General features: G+C 38.3%; 22 protein-coding genes. 14 read left to right on the top strand and 8 right to left on the bottom strand.

Annotated features, from left to right (window positions below):
- The first annotated feature begins 163 nt into the window (after positions 1 to 163).
- From ACH6EI_RS20610 to lrgB, 12 genes are all read left to right on the top strand, one after another.
- Entirely contained in the window at positions 164 to 2113 is a 1950-nt protein-coding gene (locus ACH6EI_RS20610; RefSeq protein ID WP_033578082.1) for a BglG family transcription antiterminator, read from the top strand.
- 159 nt (positions 2114 to 2272) lie between these two features.
- Complete coding sequence (locus ACH6EI_RS20605) at positions 2273 to 2578, top strand: PTS sugar transporter subunit IIB (protein ID WP_028412318.1); 306 nt, start codon at positions 2273 to 2275, stop codon at positions 2576 to 2578.
- Positions 2579 to 2591: 13 nt separating this feature from the next.
- Complete coding sequence (gene celB / locus ACH6EI_RS20600) at positions 2592 to 3950, top strand: PTS cellobiose transporter subunit IIC (protein WP_098113868.1); 1359 nt, start codon at positions 2592 to 2594, stop codon at positions 3948 to 3950.
- Positions 3951 to 3963: 13 nt separating this feature from the next.
- The gene (locus tag ACH6EI_RS20595; protein ID WP_034269415.1) at positions 3964 to 4293 is read left to right on the top strand and encodes a PTS lactose/cellobiose transporter subunit IIA; all 330 of its coding nucleotides are present in this window, start codon (positions 3964 to 3966) and stop codon (positions 4291 to 4293) included.
- Positions 4290 to 5618, top strand: coding sequence for a 6-phospho-beta-glucosidase (locus ACH6EI_RS20590; protein WP_034269418.1), 1329 nt, complete (start codon positions 4290 to 4292; stop codon positions 5616 to 5618). Before ACH6EI_RS20595 ends, ACH6EI_RS20590 begins: the two co-directional genes overlap by 4 nt.
- A gap of 114 nt (positions 5619 to 5732) precedes the next feature.
- Entirely contained in the window at positions 5733 to 7082 is a 1350-nt protein-coding gene (locus ACH6EI_RS20585) for a sigma 54-interacting transcriptional regulator (RefSeq protein ID WP_397377918.1), read from the top strand.
- A gap of 217 nt (positions 7083 to 7299) precedes the next feature.
- Positions 7300 to 8622, top strand: a complete 1323-nt coding sequence (locus ACH6EI_RS20580) for an MFS transporter (protein ID WP_098113870.1) — start codon at positions 7300 to 7302, stop codon at positions 8620 to 8622.
- Between the two features lie 35 nt (positions 8623 to 8657).
- On the top strand, positions 8658 to 10088 hold the full coding sequence (locus ACH6EI_RS20575; RefSeq protein WP_223546315.1) for an amidase: 1431 nt from the start codon (positions 8658 to 8660) through the stop codon (positions 10086 to 10088).
- Positions 10089 to 10194: 106 nt separating this feature from the next.
- A complete protein-coding gene (locus ACH6EI_RS20570) occupies positions 10195 to 11946 on the top strand; it encodes a sensor histidine kinase (RefSeq protein ID WP_099330626.1) in 1752 nt (583 codons plus the stop codon).
- Between the two features lies 1 nt (position 11947).
- Positions 11948 to 12688, top strand: a complete 741-nt coding sequence (locus ACH6EI_RS20565) for a LytR/AlgR family response regulator transcription factor (protein WP_098113872.1) — start codon at positions 11948 to 11950, stop codon at positions 12686 to 12688.
- Positions 12689 to 12850: 162 nt separating this feature from the next.
- Positions 12851 to 13285 carry an antiholin-like murein hydrolase modulator LrgA gene (lrgA, locus tag ACH6EI_RS20560; protein ID WP_028412310.1) on the top strand — a complete coding sequence of 145 codons (435 nt, stop codon included), beginning with the start codon at positions 12851 to 12853 and terminating at the stop codon, positions 13283 to 13285.
- Positions 13286 to 13318: 33 nt separating this feature from the next.
- Positions 13319 to 13999, top strand: a complete 681-nt coding sequence (gene lrgB, locus ACH6EI_RS20555) for an antiholin-like protein LrgB (RefSeq protein ID WP_028412309.1) — start codon at positions 13319 to 13321, stop codon at positions 13997 to 13999.
- Between the two features lie 51 nt (positions 14000 to 14050).
- On the opposite strand, the gene ACH6EI_RS20550 is transcribed toward lrgB, so the two are convergent.
- A complete protein-coding gene (locus tag ACH6EI_RS20550; protein ID WP_033578088.1) occupies positions 14051 to 14485 on the bottom strand; it encodes a hypothetical protein in 435 nt (144 codons plus the stop codon).
- Between the two features lie 337 nt (positions 14486 to 14822).
- Here ACH6EI_RS20550 and nirB point away from each other — a divergent pair, with 337 nt between their 5' ends.
- Together nirB and nasC are read left to right on the top strand one after the other, a co-directional pair.
- A complete protein-coding gene (gene nirB / locus ACH6EI_RS20545) occupies positions 14823 to 17168 on the top strand; it encodes a nitrite reductase large subunit NirB (RefSeq protein ID WP_098113873.1) in 2346 nt (781 codons plus the stop codon).
- Between the two features lie 19 nt (positions 17169 to 17187).
- Positions 17188 to 19338, top strand: a complete 2151-nt coding sequence (gene nasC, locus ACH6EI_RS20540; RefSeq protein WP_098113874.1) for an assimilatory nitrate reductase catalytic subunit NasC — start codon at positions 17188 to 17190, stop codon at positions 19336 to 19338.
- Positions 19339 to 19387: 49 nt separating this feature from the next.
- Here nasC and ACH6EI_RS20535 read toward each other — a convergent pair whose 3' ends face one another.
- From ACH6EI_RS20535 to ACH6EI_RS20505, 7 genes are all read right to left on the bottom strand, one after another.
- Positions 19388 to 20569: an MFS transporter gene (locus ACH6EI_RS20535; RefSeq protein ID WP_098113875.1), complete on the bottom strand. Its 1182-nt coding sequence runs from the start codon at positions 20567 to 20569 to the stop codon at positions 19388 to 19390.
- A gap of 237 nt (positions 20570 to 20806) precedes the next feature.
- Entirely contained in the window at positions 20807 to 21520 is a 714-nt protein-coding gene (budA, locus tag ACH6EI_RS20530) for an acetolactate decarboxylase (RefSeq protein WP_028412303.1), read from the bottom strand.
- Positions 21521 to 21536: 16 nt separating this feature from the next.
- Positions 21537 to 23216: an acetolactate synthase AlsS gene (gene alsS, locus ACH6EI_RS20525; RefSeq protein WP_098113876.1), complete on the bottom strand. Its 1680-nt coding sequence runs from the start codon at positions 23214 to 23216 to the stop codon at positions 21537 to 21539.
- A 227-nt stretch (positions 23217 to 23443) separates the two neighbouring features.
- On the bottom strand, positions 23444 to 23608 hold the full coding sequence (locus tag ACH6EI_RS20520) for an aspartyl-phosphate phosphatase Spo0E family protein (protein ID WP_080754377.1): 165 nt from the start codon (positions 23606 to 23608) through the stop codon (positions 23444 to 23446).
- Between the two features lie 863 nt (positions 23609 to 24471).
- Positions 24472 to 24669, bottom strand: a complete 198-nt coding sequence (locus ACH6EI_RS20515; RefSeq protein WP_013055498.1) for a YwbE family protein — start codon at positions 24667 to 24669, stop codon at positions 24472 to 24474.
- On the bottom strand, positions 24669 to 24848 hold the full coding sequence (locus ACH6EI_RS20510) for a hypothetical protein (RefSeq protein ID WP_028412301.1): 180 nt from the start codon (positions 24846 to 24848) through the stop codon (positions 24669 to 24671). Before ACH6EI_RS20510 ends, ACH6EI_RS20515 begins: the two co-directional genes overlap by 1 nt.
- Before the next feature lie 84 nt (positions 24849 to 24932).
- The gene (locus ACH6EI_RS20505; protein WP_013055500.1) at positions 24933 to 25301 is read right to left on the bottom strand and encodes a winged helix-turn-helix transcriptional regulator; all 369 of its coding nucleotides are present in this window, start codon (positions 25299 to 25301) and stop codon (positions 24933 to 24935) included.
- Positions 25302 to 25549 lie beyond the last annotated feature (248 nt).

Below are 25549 nucleotides of genomic sequence, written 5' to 3'. Positions count from 1 at the left end.
TTAGGGTTGTTACTGATGAAGCAGGCAAAACCTAAGCTGCAAGGACAGAAAAGGTAGTTTCTGTTTGTTGCTGTTTAGGTATTTTTTGCTTTTGTTTAAAATAACCAGCTCTTTTAATTTATTTTATAAAGGGGAAATCTTCTGAGAATGGAGAGAAACAAACATGCTTAATTCAAGAATGATCGTCATATTAAGAGAACTAATGTCCGTACAGTCTACATTATCAACCGTTACGAGCGAATATTTAGCAACAGTAAATCAGGTATCTTCTCGAACTATTCGAACGGATATAAAACAGTTAGATGACATGTTGTCTCAGTACGGGGCCAAAATTAAATCAGCTCGAGGGACGGGATATGAACTTAGCGTTTTAGATGAAAAACAATTTCATCAGCTATTAAAAGAACTTTCGGCTAATCAATTATTTGATTCAACTTCTATTCCAACCGTTCCTGATGACCGCGTGCATTATTTAATTAAAAGACTGCTGCTAGCAGACGGATATTTGAAGCTCGAAGATTTAGCAGACGAGTTATATATTAGCAAATCAACGGTTCAAAACGATTTAAGAGATGTTAAAAAACAGCTGTGTAAGTATGATATTCTTTTAGAAAAACGTCCTAACTATGGCTTGAAAGCTAAAGGGGACGAAATGAAAATGAGATTTTGTATGTCTGAGTACATATTTAACCGAAAAGATAAAGAAGTAGATATGGTATACAATGAAATATCCATCCTGCCCCAAGAATCAATCTTAACGATTAAAGCCCACATTTTAAATCAAATAAAACGATACAATATTATGGTTTCAGATATTGGATTAAATAATTTAATCATTCATTTAGCAATAGCTTGTAAGCGAATACAAGAAGAAAATTTTATCTCTTTGTATTCAGAAGACTTGCTTGAAATTATGGAGCATAAAGAATATGAAGTAGCAGCTGAAATTGTGAGGGAAATTGAAAAGGCATTCAAGATTCGTTTTCCGAAATCAGAAACAGCGTATATCGCCATTCATTTGCTAGGTACAAAAATGCTCAACAGTAGCAATCATGAAGACAAAGAAGTGAAGCAGTTTATTGCCGCAGATATTTATGAATTAACAGCGGCTATATTAGAAGCAATTGAAAAAGAGCTTCATTTAGGAATTAGTGAAGATTCAGAGTTGATTCTTGGCATGAGTTTGCATTTGAAACCGGCTATCAACCGCTATAAATATGGAATGAATCTGCGAAACCCGATGCTTGAAGGAATTAAGAGTCATTACCCTCTTGCTTTTGAAGCTGGAATTATTGCCGGGAAGGTTTTAAAAAATCGCCTTGAAATTGACATGCATGAAACGGAAATTGGCTATTTAGCTTTACATATTGGAGGGGCCATTGAACGTCGGAAAATTATCAATCAGCCTAAGCGCTGTTTGATTGTATGCGCATCGGGAGTAGGGAGTGCCAAGCTATTATCATATAAGCTGCAGGCTACGTTTGGATTAAATCTTACTATTTTAGGAACAACTCAGTATTATAAGCTTCACCAAATGTCGCTGCACTCTTTAGATTTTATTGTTAGTACCATTCCAATTCCAGAGGATCTTCCTGTTCCTGTAGTACAAGTAAGTACAATTCTAGGAAACAATGATTTTAAAAAAATTGAATGTTTAATGAAGAATAAACCGCAGTCTTCGTTAGAATACACGAAAAAAGAATTAGTATATTTACAGCAAGAATTTCAAACAAGAGAAGAAGTGCTTCATTTTTTAGGAGAGAAATTAACTCATCTAGGACTAGTTCCTTTTCAATTTATAGAATCTGTTTTTGAAAGAGAAGCTGCATCCCCAACAAGTTTTGGCAATCTCGTTGCGATTCCGCATCCTATGGTTCCTCAAACCGATACGACGTTTTGGGCCATTTGCACGTTAAAAAAACCGATTATGTGGGAAGGAAATCTTGTGCAATTTATTTGTCTTTTAAGTGTAAAAGCGAATAATCAAGGCGATTTGCAGAAGATGTACAGTTTGTTGGTTCGCGTTGTGGATGACAAGCAGGTCGTGCAGCGCTTAGTAAAGTGCAAGGATTATGAGGAGTTTATAGAGGTATTTATGAAAAATATTAGATAAAAGAAGTCCAAGAGAGGGGCTTCTTCTTTTATCTGAATGTTCAAACATAATTTTTCCGTTACTAACGGAAAAAGGTTGTGTATAAATGTAAGCGCTTTTATTTTAAGATAAAACTATCAACAAAACAGATAGCAAAATAAAAAAACGGGGGAATGACAGATGAATATTCTATTATGTTGTGCAGCTGGAATGTCTACAAGTTTACTAGTAACAAAAATGGAAAAAAGTGCTCAGGACCAAAGCACGGAGTATAAAATTTGGGCAGTTCCTGGTGACTCTGTTCGCAATCATATTGATCAAGCAGATGTACTGTTATTAGGACCTCAAGTGCGCTACTTGCTGCCGCAGCTTAAGAAGCTAGGTGAAGAAAAAGGAGTGCCAGTTGACGTTATAAATCCTGTTCACTACGGAACGTGTAATGGAGAACAAGTGTTAAAATTTGCAGCTCAACTAGTTTCAAAATAGGAGTGTGGACTACATGAGCAAATTTAATAGTATGCTTGAAAGCAAAGTAATGCCTATCGCCGGAAAAATGGCAGGTCAACGCCATTTACAAGCACTTCGAGACGGTATTGTTCTAACAATGCCGCTCATTATTATCGGTTCCGTATTTTTAATACTATCGAATTTACCGATACCAGGTTACAACGACTTTATGGCAGGGATTTTCGGAAAAGAATGGGCCACAAAAATGGCGTATCCAGTTGGAGCTACATTCGATATTATGGCGCTGCTTGCTTGTTTCGGAATAGCCTATCGATTAGCTGAAAAATATGGAGTAGACGCTTTGTCCGCAGGTGCTATTTCACTTGCTGCCTTTTTACTTGCTACTCCGTATAAAGTGTCGTTTCTCCCAAGCGGCGCTAAAGAAGCTATTTTAGTAGACGGCGGAATTCCAACCGCTTTAATGGGAAGTAAAGGACTTTTCGTAGCAATGATTGTCGCGATTCTCTCTACGGAAATTTACAGATGGTTTATTCAAAAAGATATTGTCATCAAGATGCCTGATGGAGTTCCACCCGCTGTTGGAAAATCGTTTGCCGCTCTTATTCCTGGCTTCACGGTAATAGCATTTATTTGGATTTTACGTTTGTTAGTAGAACAAACGCATTTTGGAAGTCTGCATAATATCGTTGGAGAATTGCTTGGAAAGCCTTTAGGTGTGTTAGGCGGCAGTTTAGGCGGTACGCTAGTTGCCGAGCTTGTTATTATGCTCATGTGGTCTTGTGGACTTCATGGAGCGAATATTGTCGGTGGAATTATGGCTCCAATTTGGTATGGAGCTATGGATGAAAACAGAATTGCATTTGCTAACCATGAAGTATTACCCAATATTTTCACACAGCAGTTCTTTGACATTTGGATTAATATCGGAGGCAGCGGAGCGACACTAGCTCTAGTCGTTGCCATGATTTTAAAAGCGCGCAGTCAACAAATGAAGCAGCTTGGTAAATTAGGAATAGGGCCAGCTCTTTTTAATATCAATGAGCCGATTATCTTTGGACTTCCGATGGTGATGAATCCAATGATGCTTATTCCGTTTATTATTACCCCTCTTGTGACGGTAGTAGCAACCTATATTGCCATGTCGACAGGACTGGTAGCAAAACCAGCAGGTATTGCGGTTCCTTGGACCATGCCTCCGATTATTTCTGGCTATTTGGCCACAGGAGGAAAATTATCGGGTGCAGTTATGCAAGCTATTAACATCGGCATTTCTGTTTGCATTTATTATCCTTTCTTTAGAATGTGGGATAAACAAAAATTCACTGAAGAACATGGTATACAGCCTGCAGTTGAAGGGGTACCAAGTGATACACAGAAAGATATTGTGTGAGGAGGGATAAAGAATGGAAAGCGTTCAAGAATATATTTTTAAATTAATCTTACACGGTGGAAACGGCAGAAGTTCAGCAATGGAAGCGATAGCGGCTGCCAAAAAGGGAGATTTTTCAGAAGCGCGTGAAAAGCTTACACAAGCTTCTGAAGAATTAAATGCTGCTCATCATATCCAAACGTCGTTAATTCAAGGAGAAATTAGAGGGGATAGCACAGAAATTTCTCTGCTCATGATTCATGCTCAAGATCATTTAATGAATGCGATGACGGTAAAAGAAATGGCTACTGAATTTGTAGATTTATATGAAGCAATCAAAATTTCTGGGGGGATTACATTATGACAAAAGGTATTAAAATTGTAACGATTGGCGGAGGTTCAAGCTATACGCCTGAACTAATAGAAGGGTTTATTAAACGATATGATGAACTTCCAGTTCGAGAACTGTGGCTAGTAGACGTGGAAGAAGGAAAAGAAAAATTAGAGATTGTTGGAAATTTAGCGAAGAGAATGGTGAAAAAATCAGGTTTGCCAATCGAGGTTCATTTAACGTTAAATCGAAGAGAAGCACTAAAAGATGCGGATTTCGTAACAACTCAATTTCGCGTTGGCTTGTTAGATGCACGAGCGAAAGATGAAAGAATCCCGCTTAAATACGGGGTGCTCGGTCAAGAAACAAACGGACCGGGAGGATTATTTAAAGGACTTCGCACCATTCCCGTTATTTTAGATATCTGCCGTGACATTGAAGAGTTATGTCCAGAAGCTTGGCTGATTAACTTCACAAATCCTGCTGGCATGGTAACAGAAGCTGTGCTTCGCTATAGTAACATTAAAAAGATTGTAGGACTTTGTAATGTGCCAATCGGAATGGAAATGGGGATTGCTAAGCTGCTTGATGTAGACCACTCTCGCATTCGAATTGATTTTGCTGGTTTAAATCACATGGTCTACGGATTAGATGTATATGTAGATGGTGTAAGTGTCAAAGATCAAGTTATTGATTTATTGAGTGATCCAACTAACAGCAGCTTTGTGAAAAATGTAGCAGGACTTGGATGGGAGCCAGAATTCACAAAAGCGCTAAATGCGTTAACGTGTCCATATCACATGTACTATTATAAAACGCGTGAAATGGTAGAAAAAGAGCTTGTTAATTATGAAAAAGGTGAAACCAGAGCAGAAGTCGTGAAACAGTTGGAAAAAGAGCTGTTTGAACTGTACAAAGATCCTAACCTAGACATTAAACCGCCTCAATTGGAACAGCGCGGAGGTGCTTATTATAGTGATGCAGCGGTTCGATTGATTACATCCATTTATACGGATAAAGGCGATATTCAACCTGTAAACACAGTGAACAATGGCGCTATTGCAAGCATTCCAGCTGATTCTGCTGTAGAAGTAAGCTGTATCATTACAAAAGATGGTCCAAAGCCAATTTCAGTCGGCGATCTTCCCGTACCTGTCCGCGGTCTTGTTCAAACCATTAAGTCATTTGAGCGGATTGCAGCTGAAGCAGCAGTGACAGGAGATTATGACAAAGCTATTTTAGCATTAACCATTAATCCTCTTGTTGCTTCTGATAAACTAGCTAAACAAATCGTCGATGAGATGTTAGAAGCTCATAAAGATTACTTGCCTCAATTTTTTAAAACGGTTCAAGCTTAAAGTCAAGCTGTTCGAATACAGTACGTATTCGAACAGCTTTTTTGTATAAAAGATATCTATTGTTTTTACTCTTTTCCATTTATACTAAGACACAAGACTCAGGGGGGATACAGCGTGAATAGGAAGAGAGAAGAACTAAATAGTATTGATGAAATAGCGGATGGAGAATTAAAAACTATTTTTGATATTTCTCATGATGCTATTTATATGTCTGATGGAGAAGGAAGAACATTAAAGGTAAGTTCGGGGTGTGAAAGGATATGGGGATACAAGGAAACAGAGTTGCTTGGAAAAACGGTTTATGAGTTAGAAAAAGAGGGGGCATACAGTCCATCGATTACGAGGCTTGTGTTAGAAAAGAAAGAAAAAGTATCAATGATTCAAGTTACAAAGTTGGGAAGGCGATTAAAAGTAATAGGTGCACCAATAAAAAATACGAAGGGGGACATTATTCGAGTCGTTAATATTTCAAAAGATATTACGGAACAGAACCAGTCTTTACAAAACGAAAAAAAAATTGCTCCATTTGAACATCTTCCTCAGGGTCAGATGGAAAGGTTGAATAACAAAAAGGTAAAGCAGATGTACATTTTGAGCGAAAACGAAGAAATGAAAACAGCGGTTTCTAGAGCTGAGAGAGCAGCTTTAGTAGAATCTAGTGTGTTAATCCATGGAGAAAGTGGAGTTGGTAAAGAAACCATGGCATATTTCATTCACGAGCGTAGTCCACGGAACAAAGGGCCGTTTGTAACAGTTCGTTGTGGTGCAATTTTATTATCTAATATAGAAAAGGAGATTTTTGGGCAAGGGGAGGGAATAGGAGCAATTGAAAAAGCCGGCGGCGGTACGGTTTTTTTAGATGAAATTGATTTATTGCCTTTGCCACTACAGCTGAAGTTATCTTACCTCGTAGAACAGCAATTAACATCCTCATATACTAGTGCTCGGTTTATTACGGGGACTTCAACTAATTTAACGGAAAGTATAAAAATAGGGAAATTTAGAAAAGAGCTGTATTATCAGCTAAGTATTATCCCTATTCAAATACCTCCGCTTCGAAACAGAAAAGAAGATATTATTCCATTGACGTTACATTTTTTAGAGAAAATTAATTTCTTGTATGAAAGTAAGAAAAAGCTACATCCTAGGCTGTTGAAAAAACTACAAAACTACTACAGCTGGCCAGGAAATGTTCGAGAGCTTGAAGCGTTAGTAGAGCGATTATTTGTATTAACAGAAGGAGAGTGGATTCAAGAAGAACAGTTAATGAGTGACATACTAGTAAGTGCAAAAAATGAAAAGAAAATTGAAATTCATGAGCTAATGCCTTTAAAAGCCGCGGTTCATTTAGTAGAACAAGAATTGCTGAGAAAGGCTAAGAAGAAATATAAATCCACTACACAAATAGCAAGAGCGCTGGGCGTTAATCAGTCTACAATTAGTAGGAAGCTAAGCCGCTTTTAATCGAAATAAAATGCCTATGCAAAAGTGCATAAATTATAAAAGGAGGGAGATAAACTCTGTAACTATCAAATTTTTATAAGAAATACGTTCACAAAAACTTATGCATAGACGCATAAGTTTCTTTTTTTATGAGATTGAATTTTCAGAAAATAATTGATATTAATAATAAAGTAGAGCAGTTTTATAGGCAGCATATTTTTCGTAGGGAGTGAGGAAAATGAGAGGAAAGTACAGATATTTTATTATGGGTATGATCGTATTTATGACCGTAGTGAATTATATCGACCGAGGTGCTATATCGTATGCACAAGAAGCAATTATAAGCGAGTTTAACCTAAATCCTAAAACATGGGGAGGGATATTAGGCTATTTCGGATATGGTTATATGTTTGGTGCATTATTTGGCGGAGCGTTAGCTGATAAGAAAGGACCTAAATTTGTATGGATTGTAGCAGGTATGGCTTGGTCCGTATTTGAAATAGGAACGGCTTTTGCTGGTGAAATAGGGATGGCCTTGTTTGGTGGGTCTGCTATTGCTGGATTTGCTGTTTTCCGGGTTTTATTTGGATTAGCGGAAGGGCCTACTTTTTCAACCATTAATCGTACAATGGCTAACTGGGCAGCTCCGAAAGAACGAGGATTTGCTGCTTCTATCGGATTACTTGGTACGCCGCTTGGTGCACTGTTAACTGCTCCAATTGCAGTAGCCCTGCTGTCTTTTACAGATTGGAAAACGATGTTTATTATCCTTGGGTGTATTGGTCTTGTATGGATTACGATTTGGATTAAAGTATTTACTAATCAGCCGGAAGAAAATAAAAGAGTTTCTCAAGAAGAATTAGCCGAAATACGATCCAATCAAGGTTTGCTAAAGTTTGAGAAAGAAAGTGGACAGAATGAAGAAACTGTTCCTTGGTATCACTTCTTTAAAAATCCTACGTTAGTCATGAACGCTATCGGTTACTTTGCTTTTCAATATGTGAATTTTTTAATTTTGACTTGGACTCCTAAGTATTTGCAAGATACATTTGATTTTCAATTAGGGTCACTATGGTATTTAGGTATGATTCCATGGACAGGAGCTTGCATCACCGTGCTGTTAGGAGGGAAAATATCTGATTACTTACGAGAAAAAACAGGAAGCCTGCGCATAGCAAGGTCTGGATTAGCCGTTGTCTCTCTATTTTTTACAGCTCTCTGTTTTATTTTCATGCCTACGGTTAACAGCGTAGCAGCAGTACTGACGCTAATGACAATTGGAAATGCATTTAATTTCTTGCCCAACTCTGTGTATTGGACAGTAATTATTGATACAGAGCCGTCAAAAGCAGGAACGTTTGGTGGTGTTACGCACTTTTTTACAAATATCGCCACGATTGTAGCACCGACATTAACAGGTGCGTTAGTAGCTGCTAGTGGATACGGAGCGATGTTTACTGCAGCTGCCGTAGCCGCTGTTGTTGGAATGATAGCCATGATTTTTGTGAAGCCAGGAAAGCGTATTATTAAGCCTATCATTCCTGTTAAACAAAGTAGCTAACCTTATATCATAGTAAAAAGAGGAGGCATATACTTATGCATTCAGATTCTATTTTAAACATGGATATAACAACGTTATCCTTAAAAATAAAAAATAAAGAGATCTCTCCGGTAGAGATTACAGAGTGCTTACTAGATCGTATTAAAGATATTAATCCTGCTTTAAATGCTTTTATAACGATAAACGAAGAGGCAGTAAAGCAGGCGAAAATAGCAGAAAAAGAAATTATGAATAACGAGTATAAAGGAGCGCTTCATGGTATTCCAATTGGCGTTAAAGATCTTGTATACACAAGAAATATGAAAACGACGATGGGTTCTAAAATTTATCAACATTTTACGCCGGATTATGACGCAACCGTGGTAGAGAAGCTTCATCATGCAGGAGCGATTACGATTGGAAAACTTAATACACACGAATTTGCGTATGGGCCAAGCGGAGATGTTTCATATTATGGAGCCGTAAAAAATCCGCACGATACGAAGAGGATTTCAGGAGGTTCGAGCAGTGGTTCTGGGGCAGCTGTTTCAGCTGGATTATGTTATGGAGCGATTGGTACAGATACAGGAGGATCTATTCGTATACCTTCATCTGCATGTGGCATCGTAGGGATGAAGCCAACGTTTGGTCGAGTAAGTAAGCATGGTGTTTTTCCACTTGGCGAAACGTTGGATCATGTAGGGCCGATGACGCGAACCGTTTCAGATAATGCTTTATTTTTAGAAACAATTGCCGGCTATGATACAAAAGATCTTTATTCAGTAAATAAGCCGACCGAACATTTTAGTAGATTCATTGGTTCTTCTATTTTAAAAAAAACGATTGGCATACCTTCTAATTTTTACTTCGATGCTTTAGATTCAGAAGTTGGGAATGCTTTAAAAGAGGCAGTGAAGTGTTTGGAAGAGCTAGGTGCAAGTGTAAAGTCTATTGAGCTTCCTATGCTGTCACAAGCATCTTGGGCACAGTCGAAAACGATTCAAAGTGAAGCCTATATGGTTCATGAGAAGCGAATGAAAGCGTATAGACAAGACTATCAGCTTCCCGTTCTTGAGAGGCTGGAAGAAAGCCAAAAAGTAACGGGATATGAGTATGCAAAAGCGCAGCAAATTCGCTTACAAGCTCAGAAAGAATTTCAGGACGTATTTGAAAGTGTAGATGTGTTAATTGCTCCGACGCTACCGATTCTACCTCCTTATATGGGAGAAGAAAAAGTAAGAGTTGATAATCAGATGAAGTTAGTTCGTTCGGAGCTCCTTCGCTTAACAGAACCATCTAACTTACTTGGTTTGCCTACGCTGTCGCTACCATGTGGTTATTCTCGTGATGGGCTTCCAATCGGAATGCAGCTCATAGGACCACATTTTGCTGAAGCTGCTCTCTATCAAATCGGATACGCGTTTGAACAACATCGCCATATCCCTACACTAAAATGGAATATTCAAACACAGCCAACGTTAAGCTAAAGAAAAAGGTTCATTTTTGAACCTTTTTTCTGTTTGTTCAGCTAGATTTCTAGCAGCATCAGTGTAACAATATAAAATAGAAACAGACAGCAAAGGGTGGCTAGAAATGATTCATTTATTAATTATGATGGTAGAACGAGTTGGAGTTATTGTCATTATAGGTTTTTTGCTAGCACATACAAAAGTTTTTCGGCAATTTCTCCGTAAGCAGCAAGGTTATAAAGGAAAAGCTGTACTTATTTTTATTTTTTCTCTTTTTAGCATTATTAGTAACTACACGGGAATTGAAATTCAAGGAACGATTATTCGAAATGAAGATTTATTATTAAAAGTAGATCCATCAAGCTCCATTGCAAATACGCGGATTATGGGTGTGGAAATGGGCGGTCTGCTTGGCGGTCCTTTTGTTGGTTTAGGAGTAGGACTACTTGCCGGCGTTCATCGCTTTATGTTAGGTGGGAGTACGGCGTTTAGCTGCGCTGTTTCATCCGTTTTGGCAGGAGTGTTAACTGGATATATCGGTTATGCCTACCGGAAAAAACATCGAACGATTACACCGCGCTTTGCTGCACTTGTAGGCATAGCGATGGAAACGCTTCAGATGCTGATTATTTTATTATTTGCTAAACCGTTTGATTCGGCATGGACGCTAGTGAGTATTATTGCTATTCCAATGATTATTGTAAATGGTACGGGAAGCTATATTTTCTTATCTATTATTCAGTCCATTTTACGGCAAGAAGAACAAATGAGAGCGCTTCAGACACACAAAGTATTATTAATCGCGGATCAAACTCTTCCGCATTTTCGGCAGGGTCTCACTAGTGAATCATGTGAAAATGTTGCAAATATTATTCATCGCTTCACAGGTACGGACGCTGTTTCGTTAACGGATACGCACAAAATTTTAGCTCATGTGGGAGAAGGAATTGATCACCATGTTCCTTCGCACAGTTTAATTACCGGGCTGTCTCAAGAAGTGCTGAAGACGGGAAAAATTATGAAAGCAAAATCGAGAGAACAAATTGATTGTCAGCATAAAGACTGCCCGCTTCATGCCGCAATTGTAATGCCGCTTACTTCTCACGGTACTACCATTGGAACACTAAAAATGTACTTTAAAGATGCGAGCGGGTTAAGCCGGGTGGAGGAAGAGCTGGCAGAAGGATTGGCCAAACTTTTTTCAACTCAGCTAGAGCTCGGCGAAGCAGAGCTTCGAAGTAAATTGCTAAAAGATGCGGAGATTAAAGCTTTACAGGCACAGGTGAATCCTCACTTTTTATTTAATGCCATTAATACGATATCGGCGCTTTGCAGACAGGACGTAGAAAAAGCTAGAAAACTGCTACTGCAACTAAGCGTTTATTTTCGTTCTAATTTGCAAGGTGCAAGGCAGCTGTTGATTCCGTTATCAAAAGAGCTTGACCATGTTCACGCGTACTTATCGCTTGAACAAGCCAGATTCCCTAATAAATACGAAATTGACATGTATATTGAAGAAGGACTAGATGATGTCTTGCTTCCGCCGTTTATTCTTCAAGTACTTGTGGAAAATGCCATTCGGCACGCGTTTCCGCGCAAACAAAAACACTGTCGCGTAGAAGTTTATATTGAGACAAAAGATAAATATGTATACGTAAAGGTAAAAGACAATGGACAAGGTATAGACACAAAACGATTGGAACTGCTTGGCAATGAGCCTGTTTTTTCAGAAAAAGGAACGGGGACGGCTCTCTACAATATTAAACAACGTTTACATGGATTGTTTGGAAAAGAAACGACACTGGAGTTTGACGTAACAGAAGGAACAGCAGTTTCGTTTGTTATACCAATTGAATTAAAAAGCGAGGGTATGTAATATGCTGCGAGTACTAATAGTAGACGATGAAATGTTAGCGCGAGATGAATTAAAATATTTACTCCACCGAACGAAAGAAGTAGACTTCATTGAAGAAGCTGAAAGTATCGAAGAGGCGTTGGATAAAATGATGGATGAAAAGCCGGATTTATTATTCTTAGATATACAATTGTCAGATGACAGCGGTTTTGATATTGCGAAAAGGCTTAAAAAAATGAAAAACCCGCCTGCTATTATATTTGCAACTGCGTACGATCAGTACGCTTTACAAGCCTTTGAAGTAGATGCAATTGACTATATTTTGAAGCCTTTTGATGAAGAAAGAGTGGTGCAGGCCATTCATAAATATAAAAAAATGCGTGTTCCTCATCACGTTGTTAAAGAAGAAGAACCGATAGGAGAGTCTTCTTCTCAAACGGGAAAGTTAGCGATTTCTGTAGACGATTCAATTGTGTTAGTAAATATAGAGGACATCTTGTTTGTAGGGCTAATAGAAGGAGAAGTCACCATTCAGACCATAACAGAATCCTATCATACTGCAGATACGCTGGCTATGCTAGAAAAAAAGCTCCCTTCTCAGTCGTTTGTTCGTGTGCACCGGGGTTATATCGTCAACGTACATCATATTTCCGAAGTACAGCCATGGTTTAATTCCACGTATAATTTAGTGATGAAAAACGATAAGCGAGTTCCTGTCAGCCGTACATATGCTAAAGAATTGAAGAAGCGTTTAGGAATTTAAGTAAGAAACAGCTTGCTTATGCATGTTAGCAGGCTTTTTTTTGCATTTCAAGGCTCGATTTTTGTAAGTGAGCACAAATATTCGACTCTTTGATTTGAAAACGCTTTCTAACGTGTTTTCATTTTATATAATGAAGTCAACAAACAGAGAGAGGTGAAAGAAATGAGTGCTAAAAAAGTGTATGGCTTTTTAACACAAGCATTTATTTTTTCCGTAATTATGTTGATTTCAGATTTTATTGCAGAGCATTTGCCTTTTCCGATGCCAGCTTCAGTCATTGGACTTGTGCTGTTATTTCTTGCACTCTGCTTGAAGATTATTAAACTAGAGCAAGTTGAATCACTGGGAACGGCTTTAACTTCTTTGATCGGATTTTTATTTGTACCAGCAGGTATTTCTGTTATGAATTCATTAGGTGTTATGCAGCAGTACGGCATTCAAATTTGTTTAGTTATCATCGTGGCAACGATTATTTTGTTAGGCGTTACAGGCTTATTTTCACAGCTTATACTTGGCATGACAAAAGATAATAAAGCAAAAGAAGAAATAAAAGATGTAGATATGAGTGAAAAAACAAAAAAACAGGGCATTGCGTAATATCAATTATAAAGAGACAAGGTGGTTGGAAAGATGAATCCGTATTTTGGAATCGTGGTTTCTTTAGCTGCGTACGGTATTGGAACGTATTTATTTAAAAAGTCAAAAGGGTTTTTCTTATTTACTCCTTTATTTGTGGCAATGGTGCTCGGGATTGCTTTTTTGAAACTTGGTCACTTTTCTTATGAGGAGTACAGTAGCGGCGGAAAAATTATCAGCTTCTTTTTAGAACCGGCAACAATTGCTTTTGCCATCCCTTTATATAAGCAAGCCGATAAATTAAAAAAGTACTGGTGGCAAATTCTTTCTTCTATTGCAGTAGGATCAGTTTGTTCAGTAGCCATTATTTTTGCGATTGCTAAAGGTATTCATATGGATGAAGTCGTGATGAAATCAATGCTCCCACAAGCAGCTACAACAGCAATTGCACTGCCATTGTCTCAAGATATTGGAGGGATTCCTGCTATTACTTCCTTTGCAGTTATTTTTAATGCAGTTATTGTATATGCACTGGGCGCATTATTTTTAAAAGTATTCAAAGTGAAAAATCCAATTTCAAAAGGATTAGCGCTGGGAACGTCCGGGCATGCGCTAGGAGTAGCCGTAGGGATTGAAATGGGAGAAGTAGAGGCAGCCATGGCAAGTATTGCAGTCGTTATTGTAGGTGTCGTCACAGTTGCCGTTATTCCACTTTTTGTTCAGCTAGTCATGTAATAAAAGCCTGAAGATGTCAGAAAACCTCTGACTTCTTCAGGCTTTTATTTGTTAATACACCACTCCAAAATGTCGTGATGCGCAGTTTTGGCAGGTTGTATGGTCAAAAAGACTCTCAGGAATGATAAATTCAAAACAAAATTGACATTGTTTGAATTGACTTTGTCTATAAAACATTGTCTCTAAGAAAATAGCTGTAATATGTTCGGTTATACGCTTATGGGAACGTTGTTCTAAAGTGGACCACGGAATAGACTGATGCTCTATGTAAATCGGAGAAGAAGTATAGGGTGTATCCCATTGAATGGCTTGATATCCAAACGTAAGGCCATGACGTGCTGCTGATGTAAATATGATCAGGTTTTGATGGAATTCTGGTAGAGGTAATTCTAGTTTTTGATCTTTAAGCGATCTCGTTTTGGAATGAAGGTTATACAATTTAATTTGAAAATGAATCCACTGAGTGGCGTGAACGGTTATTGACATGTTTTAAACCTCCAATTCAGACTCTTTCTTTTATCATAATTGATTCCAAAATAAATAAATAGTAGGCAAAAAGAAGATAACAAAATTTTATATAGAGTACTTATAAAGCGTAGAGAAAGGTAATGCAAGCACAGCATCCTTTTTTCTACCCCTTTTTAAAGCAGATTAATCTTCTATATAAAAGCCTGCTTTCAGCGAAAGGTATCGGCGTATTCATACGCTTTAAACAGATTTTAATGTTAGAAGTTATAACAAGGTTCATTTCTTTTAGAGAAGTTTATGAAATAATAAAAAATGTATATTTTACGGTCTGAATCTATGTGTTGGAGGTTTTTATATGACGAAACAAAAGCTGATAGTAATCGGAAACGGAATGGCGGGAATGCGCTGTGTTGAAGAAATTCTTATTCATTCTCCAGATTGTTTTGATATTACTGTTTTTGGAAGTGAGCCTCACGTTAACTATAATCGAATTTTATTATCAACCGTTTTACAAGGCAGTACAAAGCTTGAAGATATTAACATTCATTCTTTTGCATGGTATAACGAAAATAATATCACTTTATTTAAAGGAGAAAGTGTTACGCACATAGACACCAAGAGAAAAATAATAAAAACAGATAAAAACAGAGAGACGATGTACGACAAGCTTATTATTGCTACCGGTTCGAGCCCGTATATGCTCCCCGTTAAAGGGGCTGAAAAAGAAGGGGTCCTCGGTTTTCGTACCATCGAAGACTGTCGGAAAATGATTGAAATTTCTAAACGGTATAAAAAAGCAGCGGTTATTGGAGGGGGTCTGTTAGGGCTGGAAGCTGCTAGAGGACTATTAAATTTAGGAATGGATGTTCAAGTTATTCATCATTCGGGTTTTTTAATGGAGCGACAGCTAGACAGAGCAGCATCTGCTATGTTAAGAGAAGAATTGGAAAAGCAAGGCATGAGTTTTCTATTAAACAAACATACGGATGAGATTATAGGGGAAAACCGAGTAGAAGGCGTCCGATTTAATGATAACAGCAAAATTGCAGCTGATTTAGTTGTAATGGCTACAGGAGTGAGGCCAAATGTGAATCTCGCTAAAAAAAGCGGAATAGCAACAAATAGAGCAATTATCGTAAATGATTATTTGGAAACGAGCATCCCGGATATCTATGCAGTAGGTGAATGCGCTGAACATCGGGGGATGACATACGGCCTTGTTGCTCCTCTTTACGAACAAGGAAAAGTCTTAGCGCGACACCTTTGCCAAATGAAAAATGAAGGTTATGGCGGGTCCGTTCTTTCCACTCAGTTAAAAATATCAGGAATAGACGTTTATTCGGTCGGAGAGTTTAAGGAAAATCAAGGTGCAAAAGCTATTACGATTTCGAATATGTTAGATGGTATATACAAAAAAGTAGTTTTTCGCGAAGGGAGAATAGTGGGAGCCGTTCTTTTTGGGGATACCAGTGAGGCTATAAAGCTATCACAAATGATTAGTGAAAAAAAGGATTTGTCGCAAGCGGAAAAAGTACAATTATTTCCTTCTCAATATGAAAAGGAAAATGCAGCAGCTTCTATGTCAGTTACAGATATGGTATGTAACTGTAACGGTGTAACCAAGGGAGGTATTATTGAAGCAGTACAGAAACATGATTTAACGACAGTAGATGAAATAAAAAATTGCACGAAAGCTTCTGGTTCATGCGGAGGATGCAAGCCCCTTGTAACAGATCTTTTAACGTATATTCAAAGCGATGAATTTGATGAAAACATTGAACAAAAAACCTTTTGTGCTTGTACACATCTATCAGAAGATGAGCTGGTAAGAGAAATGCAGCAATATCAATTTGAAACGGTTCAGCAAGTAAGAGAAATGTTAAAGTTTAAAGACATGAAAGGCTGCTCGTTATGTGAAGGCGGTCTTCATTACTATTTAAATATGATGAATCCTCATTACGAAAATAATCGACATTCTTTATTTACTACGGAGAATGAACAGGCCGTTTTGCTTCATGACGGTACTTATGCAGTGGTACCGCAAATTCACGGTGGTCTGACAAATGTACAGGAATTAAGGAACATAGCAAATGTAGCTGAAAGGTACAACATCTCGAATATTCGTTTAACAAGTGATCAGCGCATTCAACTTATTGGAGTGAAAAAAGAATATCTTTCGTTGATAAGTGAGGAAATAGATAGAGGACTTCAGCAGCTATATGAACGTACAGTTAAAAATGTATCTGTTTATATAGGAAAAGGAACGTGTATTTGTCAGTATGAACCTGCTCTTGCTTTATCAAATGAATTAGACAAACAGCTTGAATACGTAAAGACCCCATGCGATATCAAAATCAGTATTGCTTCTTGTTTTCACATTACAGAGGATGTCACAACAAGTGATATAGGATTAAGAAGAATAGACAGAGGTTGGGAAATATATGCTGGCGGAAGCAGCACAGAAGCCAGAAGTGGGGAGCTGTTTTATGTGGCCGAAACGAACGAAGAAGCGATAGAAATCAGCTGTTCTTTGATTCAATATTACCGTGAAACGGGGAACTATTTAGAAGCTGTCGGCAGCTGGATCGAGCGAGTAGGAATTGTTCATGTCAGAGAAGTTTTGTTTGAGGCAGACAATCGAGAGTATTTAATGAAGCAGCTCAGCTCAGAACGTTCTCGTGCAATCACATATTTATTATAGGAAAGAAGGGTGACCTACGATGACTGAGATGCTGTTGAAATATTTTCGTGAGCAGCAAAAGCAAGCTGAAACCGAGCGTATCTATAATACGCAGTGTCCTTACTGCAGCATGCAGTGCAAAATGCAGTTAGTTGAACAAACACATGTAAAAAGAAAAACGTATAAAACAATTGGAAGAGACAACCCTACTTCTCAAGGAAGATTATGTATCAAAGGAATGAATGCGCACCAGCATCCTTTGCATAAAGATCGGATTCAATATCCTTTGTTAAAAGTAAACGGAGAGTTTGTAAAGATTTCTTGGAGGGAAGCTCTTGACTATATTAAAGAGCACGTTACAGAGATTCAAGAGAAGAATGGAGCAGATGCGCTAGGTGTTTATGGAAGTGCCTCTATTACAAATGAAGAAGCTTATTTATTAGGGAAATTTGCTCGAGTTGCGTTAAAAACAAAGTATATTGATTACAATGGACGCTTATGTATGTCAGCTGCTGCTTCTGCTGCTAGTAAAACATTTGGCATGGACCGAGGATTTACGAATAGCTTACAAGAGATTCCGTTTACTGAATGTATTATGTTAGCTGGAACAAATATTGCGGAATGTCAGCCAACGATTATGCCTTATTTTGAAAAAGCAAAAGAAAACGGAGCTTTTATTATTGCTATTGATCCAAGAGAGACAGGTACAACTAAAATAGCTGATTTACACCTGAAGCTTAAACCGGGGAGCGACGCGGCATTAGCCAATGGAATCTTGAAGGTCATTATCGAAGAAAATTATCTAGATGAACGATTTCTACAAGAACGTGTTAATGGATTTGAAGAGGTAATGCAATATGTGGCGTCTCTAGAATTTAGTGTCATTGAAGAAATAACGGGAGTGCCGCTTGAGAAAATGTATCAAGCTGCCCGTATGTTTGGTCAAAGAGAAACAGGAATGATTTTTACTGCTAGAGGGGTAGAGCAGCAAACAGACGGGAGTGCTGCTGTGCAGAACTTTTTGAATATTCTACTTTCTGTCGGGAAAATCGGTAAACCCCGCTGCGGATATGGAGCCATTACTGGTCAAGGAAATGGGCAAGGAGCCCGAGAACACGGTCAAAAAGCAGATCAGCTTCCAGGCTACCGTTCAATCGAAAATCACGAGCATCGGATGTATATAGCAGATGTTTGGAACATAGAGGAGAAAGATCTTCCTAGAAAAGGTGTTTCTGCATATGAAATGATTGAAAAAATTCATGACGGTGAAATTAAAGGGCTGTTTCTGGTGTGTTCAAATCCAACCGTTTCAAATCCAAACGCTAATTTTGTTAAGAAGGCTTTTGAAAAGCTTGAATTTCTAGTGGTAGCAGATATGTTTGAATCAGAAACGGCAAAATTAGCAAACTTAATTTTACCAGCATCCTCTTATTTGGAAGATGAAGGAACGATGACAAATGTAGAGGGAAGAGTTACATTGCGCGAAGCTAGCTTTCCGCGCCGTGGCGAAATCAAACACGACTGGGAAATACTATGTGAAATTGCTAAAGTTTTAGGGAAAGAGGAATATTTTTCGTTTTCATCAGCTGAAGAAATATTTAATGAACTGCGAATAGCAAGTAAAGGAGGAATCGCGGATTACTCCGGTATTACGTACGAACGATTACGAGCGGAAAAAGGAATTTTATGGCCATGCAGAAGCTTAACAGATAAAGGAACCGAGCGCCTGTTTGAAACACGTTTTGCTCATAGTGATGGAAAGGCGATGATGGTCCCTGTCTCGAATCAAGCTATTGTTCCTAAAGCAAAAATAACGAAAAAATATCCTCTCTATTTAACAACAGGGAGAGTGGTGTCACACTATTTAACGGGTGTACAAACGCGAAAAAGTGCATCTTTATCTGCTAGAAATTTCGAATCTTTTATGGAAATTCACCCTTCAACAGCGAAAAAATATGAAATATCGAATCAAGAATTAGTACAAATTGAATCTTCATATGGAAGGATTGTGGTAAGAAGTAAATTTTCAGAGGGCATTCGGCCAGATACCGTATTTGTTCCTTTTCACTGGGCGGATTCTCAAAATGTTAATAACCTTGTTTCTGAGAAATTAGATCCCGCCTGTAAGATGCCTGGCTTTAAAGTAAGTGCCGTGAATATTAGCCCTTCTGTAAAAAGAAGCAGTTATTAAAAATGCTGATGCAAAAAGCCTCTTGCAAAAAGAGGCTTTTTACGTGGAATCAGGCAAGGTGCTTTTGGTTAATACGTACATCTTGTTTTTTGAATCCAGAATAATTCAGTAAGAGACAGAATAGAGCAAAAAGCGCTAGTAAGGAAAAACCGACAACGTAATCTCCGCTTGTATCTTTTATAAAGCCTAGCACAATAGGAGGGAAAAAGCCGCCTACTCCTCCGAATGCTCCTACGATCCCCGTAACAGCTCCAATATTTCCTGTTGAAACAGATGGAACCATTTTAAAAACAGCTCCATTTCCGATACCAAGGGTAATGGCTGCAAGTAAGCAACCTGCGCTGAATAGCGCGAAGGAGCTGATGGTAAAGGCGATAAATAATCCTATTAGCAGCATTCCGGTAAAGACAAAGGTGAGTACTTTTTTTGCTCCGAATACATCCGATAAATATCCTCCAAGAGGCCGTACAAACGTTGCTAATACAACAAAAATAGCTGTTTTCAGCCCGCTGTCTACGGTTGATGCATTAAATTGATCGTGCAAAATGGTAGGGAGATAGATGCTGAATGTGACAAATCCACCGAATGTTAAAAAATAGAAAACGGACAAAAACCACGTTTCTCTAAATTTTAATACCGATAAAGATTCCTGCAGCGTTTTAGGAGAAGCAGCAGAAGGGTGGTCTGAAGTTCCTACCCATAATAAAAGAGCCATTAAAGCTACCGCAATTGCTAAACTCCAAAATACCCAAGGCAAGCCAAAAGAAGAAAAGATAAGTGGAATACTAAAGCTTGCTACCGCTGATCCTAAGTTGCCCATCCCGGCAATTCCTAAAATAAAACCTTGCTGTTGAGGTGAATACCATTTAGAGACATATGTAATGGAAATAGCAAATGTTGTTCCAGCCATGCCGATAAAAAATGCCCAAAAGAGCAGCATGGAGTAAGAATGAGTAAAGCCTGCACAAATGGTAGGGAGTAAAAGAGCAAGCATTGTTAACGAATACACTTTTCTTCCGCCAAAGCGATCTGTTAAAATTCCCATCGGAATCCGCATGAGTGAACCTAATAAGACGGGAGTGGCAATTAAGATACTTTTTTCAGCATTGGTTAATGAATACATCACTTGAATATCTGCGGCGATAGGCGCGAAGACAGACCATACTGAAAAAGCAATAATCATAGATAAAGTCGAGATAAGAAGTACAGATAAGGGCCGTTTAGAAAACATTGCTTAAAAACCTCCTTTTTTATATACAGCGTAAAGCTGTTGCAATATGGTAATTATGATACTACGCTTTCTTTCTTATGTATCATTCTGTGTTAGGCTTTCTTCCGTGGTTTTATGGGAGACCTATATTACTAATAGAAATGGGAGGAAACTTAAAGATACACGAAATGTTCATAAAAAAACTCTCATCGTCATGCGCAGCGATGAGAGTTTTTTTATCAGTAAAAGTATCGTTGCTTATTCAGCCGTCGCAATTTCTTCTTCTACATCATGGTCTTCTAAATTAGCATTTAGAAATTCACTTGTTTCCGATAAATTGAGATTTAATTTCGTTTTTTTGCAAATTTGAATGGTAACATCTTGAACGGAGACGTCTAAAACATGTCCACCTTCTTTTTTATATTCATCAATAAAGTGCAGGTGATACCCGGGAACACCGATGCCTGAAGAATATTCTGGCGTGTAAAAACCTGCTAGTGTTCCATTTACATCTGAAGATGTAAATGTAGGCTGATCAGCAGCTGCATCTACCATGGAAGGATAGGGTTTCTCTTGCTTTGCAACAGTGCGAGTTTTTACTTCTTTAAACTTCCCGTCAATACGAACTGCATAGAATAAATTCGGACTGGGAATAAGCTCGTTCATTAAGGTTTCTAGTTGTTCACGGTTCATTTCCTCTTCTACACGATAAGAGATATCTTCATAAAAGGTTGTCATAATGGCAAAAGGTGTTTTTGCATCTTCACTAATAGGTGCGGCTTTCCCATCAGCAATGTGATAAAATTCTCCGTCAAAGGCAATCATTTCACCATCCAGCTGATTAAACGTGCCGATGCCGAAATCACCTTTCTTAGCTAAATCCCTGTATGTGACAACACCGTCAAATACTCCGTCCAATAAAGCAATCATAGTGGAAGTTTGGTGAATCGTTAATTTTTCTTTATTGCTCATTCTTTACTCAGTCCTTTCAGTTAATTTGATCTGGCAGTAGCTGTGTATTTAATTTTTCATTATCTTTATAATCTACAGGCACGTCGATGATAACGGGGCCTTGTTCACGAAAAGCGCTTGCTAGAGTGTCCGAAAATTCTTCTGGTGAGTTCACTCTAAATCCTTTGGCACCAAAACTTTCAGCAAGCGTAACAAAGTCTACACTCCCGAACTCTACCGCAGATTTTCGGCCATATTTAATCTGCTGTTGAAAGCCAACCATATCGTAGGTTTGATCGTTCCAGATAATGTGAACAATTGGTAAGTTTAACCGAACGGCTGTCTCGAGCTCCATAGCTGAAAATAAAAACCCGCCGTCTCCAGACATGGACAGAACTTTTTTATGGGGGCGAACGAGTGCAGCTGAAATAGCCCAAGGCAAAGCAACACCTAGCGTTTGCATGCCGTTGCTGAATAGTAAATGCTGAGGTTCATAGGAACGAAAATAACGAGCCATCCATATGTAATGCGAACCAACGTCACATGTGATGGTAGTATCATCTTCAACAAAGTCCTGCAGAGCTTCAATTAACTGTAGGGGATGAAGGTGAGTGTCATTAGAAAACTCGTACTGATCGTCAGGTTGTTCAAGTTTGCTTTTTAGCGTTTTTAAAAAAGAAGCACTTTCTGTTGAACGTATTAAATGTGGGAGTTTATCCGTTAATATGTCGATGGTGCTTGGGATATCCCCTACTAACTCAATTTCCGGCTGATAATGGTGGTCAGCTTGTGCTTGTACATCATCTAAATGAATAATGCTTCTTTGACTTTCTGAGTTCCAAAGAGAAGGAGGGTATTCAATTGGGTCATATCCGATTGTTAAGACGACGTCAGCATGCTTCAATAAGACGTCTCCAGGCTGATTGCGAAAAAGACCTACTCGTCCAAAAAAGTGAGTTTCAAGCTCTCGTGAAACAGCTCCCGCACCTTGGAACGTTTCTACGACAGGAAGGTCATGTTCTGCTACGAGTTGACGGATTGATTCCACTGCTTTAGATTTACTTGCTCTCATACCTAAAAGTAAAACAGGTAGTTTTGCTGTGCGAATAGTGTGTATAGCTTGGGCAACAGCGTCTAAATTAGCAGCGCCAATCGTAGGAGTTTTTAGAAAGGATAGAGTGGAAGCTGATGTTTCGCCATCCATTACATCCTGCGGCAAGCTGACAAAAGATGCTCCTGAAGGAGAAGAAACAGCTTCACGAAAGGCGTCTGTTATCACTTCTGGAACGTTTGCAGCATCTTCTACCTCAACGCTGAATTTGGCGATAGATTTAAATAGTCCTTCATTGTCCATTGATTGATGCGTCTTTTTTAATCGATCTGCTCTTGGAACGGCTCCTGCTAGGGCTACCACTGGATCACCTTCAGAAGTAGCAGTGACAAGGCCAGTGGCTAAATTAGCGGCACCTGGACCTGATGTGACAAGGCAAACGCCCGGCGTACCTGTCAATCTTCCCATAGCAGCTGCCATAAACGCAGCATTTTGTTCGTGGCGGCAAACAATTACTTCCGGTCCTTTTTCTTTCAAAACATCAAATACGCCATCAATTTTGGCTCCTGGAATGCCAAAAATATAAGGCACATTCTGACTTGCCAAACTTTCTACTAGTAAATCGGCGCCTTTTTTTGTTTCGGTAGTATCAGCATTACTCATCATGCATTCTCTCCTTTAAGTTTCTTAAATAAGTTTTAAGGCCTACTGATTGAATACCCAATTTGTATGACAACTAACCAAAGGAAAGGAGAAGGTTTTTATTTTCTAAATAAAAAACTTCCCTAATTAATTAGGGAAGCAGAGATGTACCTATTGCGAATAAAACACATCTGTTTTATCTGTAGGTTTATGGTACTTGGGGGATAGCAAGTGAAAGTCCTACGCGGCTCTTATTTGGTATGGTTAAAAAGCTTTTGGTAACGAACAATTTTTTGATCTAGCTTTTGACTTAATTTTAAGATCTCACCGTGAGAATAGCTGCTTGTTTTCTTAGCTAATTGGTAAATATCTGATTGTAAGGCTCGAATTTCTTTTTCTAACTGTGGTTGCTTCATTGAAATCCTCTCCAAGTCAGAATACTTCTATCTTCTATCTTTTATCTAATAGTATGAAATTCCTTCATATTTGTAAAATGTTTTTTGTTTTGAAAAATATGAAATAGGTAAAGAGCTGCTGACAAGCTTTGTCGAGCACTTTTTTTACCTATTTTCAACAAATATGATATACTAAAGCTAGGAAAAATGACAATCCGGAGCGCACGTTCAGTTATTCTTAACAAGCGAATGAATTCTTAGCTTTGACAAGTTTAACTTGTAAGGTGAAGAAATTCATCACATAATCTTATTAGATCTGAACCTTGTTAGCCCGGATGAGGATTTGTCGAAAACGATTCACTAGAAAAAACCTTCGAGACCGCCAACTCGGAGGTTTTTTTATTTTTGTGTATGGGAAGTAAAAAAAAGACATAGACTAATAAAGAAAAAGGTCCTGCACCCATAATCGGTCGTAGTTGATTACACCTTGTCCATTTCTGCAAGGAAGCTGTCTTTTTACTATAGGGAAGTGCCGCCAAACACCATTCCCTAAAGACAATCAGCACACGAGCCTTATGGATGAAGAACCCTTTAGACGATACTTATCGGTGATTACTTATTTTACTACTGGAAAAATAGCAAAATAAGAGCGACTATGGCTCCTAAAAGCTCTACGTAAGCCGTTAGGAGCTGAACATTCTCAGCATCTAGGAAAAATGACTTGAGGATTCGTCTCAGACTATCCACCACCTTTTTTTTCCTTGCGTGAGTTCCCAAGGGAAAGAAAGGGGACGACAGTGCTTCTTTATTTTAACAAAAGTAGGAAATGATAAGTAGATTTATTTGAAGTGTAAATTAAAAAAGCATGTAAAATACATGCTTTTTTAATTTGGGTAAATTTCTTTTATGCGTCCGACTTGTCCATCTGTTAAACGAACTTTGATACCGTGCGGGTGAAAGCTTGAATTGGTCAGAATGTCTTTGACCGTTCCGTGTGTAAGTTTTCCAGAACGCTGATCTGCTTTTAAAACAATGTCGACTTCAATTCCAGGGGCTACGTCTTTTCTATTTTGTCCGTTCATTATACACCTGTTCTCTTTCGCTGATTATTCGTTTTTTTTGTTTGTTGACTCGTCAGCTTTTTGGTTGCTTGATTGGTACTGCCGTTCTTAGCTTTACTTGAAGATTGATTTTTCTTATTAGCAAGCTGCTGTTTGATAGCATCTTGAAGGCTAATTTTCTTTTTAAGTTGTTCTGTCATAAAGGTTCCTCCTGAATACGTACATCGTCTGAAAAAACAAAGAAAGTAAGGGAATGAAAAAGCTGACTATCTAGTCAGCTTTTTTTAATTAGAAACAGTGACTTCTTCTACAGGCTGCATAAGTACAGCTTCTTTATCAGGGTACGTTTTTTCAATATGATGTTCTCCCCAAGAGCATAGTGAATCAAGAATGCTTTTTAAAGACCATCCGTAATCTGTTAAAGAATATTCTACTCGAGGCGGCATTTCATTGTACATTTTTCTAACAATGATGCCGTCTGCTTCAAGCTCACGAAGCTGCTGCGTTAATACTTTTTGTGTAACGCGCGGCATAATTCTTTTTAATTCTCCAGGGCGTTTTGTCCCTTTAATTAAGTGGCAAAGAATAACGACTTTCCACTTGCCTCCAATGACTTCTAATGCCGCTTCCACTGGAATATTATATTTTTTCACGTTAACAACTCTCCTTGTTCTAGAGATAACGGTTAAATGCATGGTTTCGCATTTTTTCTGATGTTTATCATACCACTATAGTGCAGAATTTTCTAGGTGTAAGCATTTTTTTAGAATACCCAATAGTTCATGACTTTAGTATTTACGCTTATTGTAACCTCCAGGTACCTATATCACTTGAAAGTGCGTACTTTTTCTTTGGTTTTACATCGCTCATAATAACAATTGTTGATGGCCGGTTAGCGAAT

This window comes from Priestia sp. JSM ZJ58 (genome assembly GCF_044383985.1).
In the GTDB taxonomy this organism is placed as follows: domain Bacteria; phylum Bacillota; class Bacilli; order Bacillales; family Bacillaceae_H; genus Priestia; species Priestia zanthoxyli.
This window is presented reverse-complemented; position numbering and strand designations above follow the sequence as displayed.

Coding starts and splice junctions, on each gene's coding strand:
- ACH6EI_RS20610 (WP_033578082.1), top strand. CDS start 164: ATGCTTAATTCAAGAATGATCGTCATATTAAGAGAACTAATGTCCGTA.
- celB (WP_098113868.1), top strand. CDS start 2,592: ATGAGCAAATTTAATAGTATGCTTGAAAGCAAAGTAATGCCTATCGCC.
- ACH6EI_RS20595 (WP_034269415.1), top strand. CDS start 3,964: ATGGAAAGCGTTCAAGAATATATTTTTAAATTAATCTTACACGGTGGA.
- ACH6EI_RS20580 (WP_098113870.1), top strand. CDS start 7,300: ATGAGAGGAAAGTACAGATATTTTATTATGGGTATGATCGTATTTATG.
- ACH6EI_RS20510 (WP_028412301.1), bottom strand. CDS start 24,848: ATGACAGAACAACTTAAAAAGAAAATTAGCCTTCAAGATGCTATCAAA.
- lrgA (WP_028412310.1), top strand. CDS start 12,851: ATGAGTGCTAAAAAAGTGTATGGCTTTTTAACACAAGCATTTATTTTT.
- ACH6EI_RS20535 (WP_098113875.1), bottom strand. CDS start 20,569: ATGTTTTCTAAACGGCCCTTATCTGTACTTCTTATCTCGACTTTATCT.
- nasC (WP_098113874.1), top strand. CDS start 17,188: ATGACTGAGATGCTGTTGAAATATTTTCGTGAGCAGCAAAAGCAAGCT.
- ACH6EI_RS20550 (WP_033578088.1), bottom strand. CDS start 14,485: ATGTCAATAACCGTTCACGCCACTCAGTGGATTCATTTTCAAATTAAA.
- ACH6EI_RS20565 (WP_098113872.1), top strand. CDS start 11,948: ATGCTGCGAGTACTAATAGTAGACGATGAAATGTTAGCGCGAGATGAA.
- alsS (WP_098113876.1), bottom strand. CDS start 23,216: ATGATGAGTAATGCTGATACTACCGAAACAAAAAAAGGCGCCGATTTA.
- ACH6EI_RS20590 (WP_034269418.1), top strand. CDS start 4,290: ATGACAAAAGGTATTAAAATTGTAACGATTGGCGGAGGTTCAAGCTAT.
- ACH6EI_RS20520 (WP_080754377.1), bottom strand. CDS start 23,608: ATGAAGCAACCACAGTTAGAAAAAGAAATTCGAGCCTTACAATCAGAT.
- ACH6EI_RS20575 (WP_223546315.1), top strand. CDS start 8,658: ATGCATTCAGATTCTATTTTAAACATGGATATAACAACGTTATCCTTA.
- budA (WP_028412303.1), bottom strand. CDS start 21,520: ATGAGCAATAAAGAAAAATTAACGATTCACCAAACTTCCACTATGATT.
- ACH6EI_RS20570 (WP_099330626.1), top strand. CDS start 10,195: ATGATTCATTTATTAATTATGATGGTAGAACGAGTTGGAGTTATTGTC.
- lrgB (WP_028412309.1), top strand. CDS start 13,319: ATGAATCCGTATTTTGGAATCGTGGTTTCTTTAGCTGCGTACGGTATT.
- ACH6EI_RS20605 (WP_028412318.1), top strand. CDS start 2,273: ATGAATATTCTATTATGTTGTGCAGCTGGAATGTCTACAAGTTTACTA.
- ACH6EI_RS20515 (WP_013055498.1), bottom strand. CDS start 24,669: ATGAACGGACAAAATAGAAAAGACGTAGCCCCTGGAATTGAAGTCGAC.
- nirB (WP_098113873.1), top strand. CDS start 14,823: ATGACGAAACAAAAGCTGATAGTAATCGGAAACGGAATGGCGGGAATG.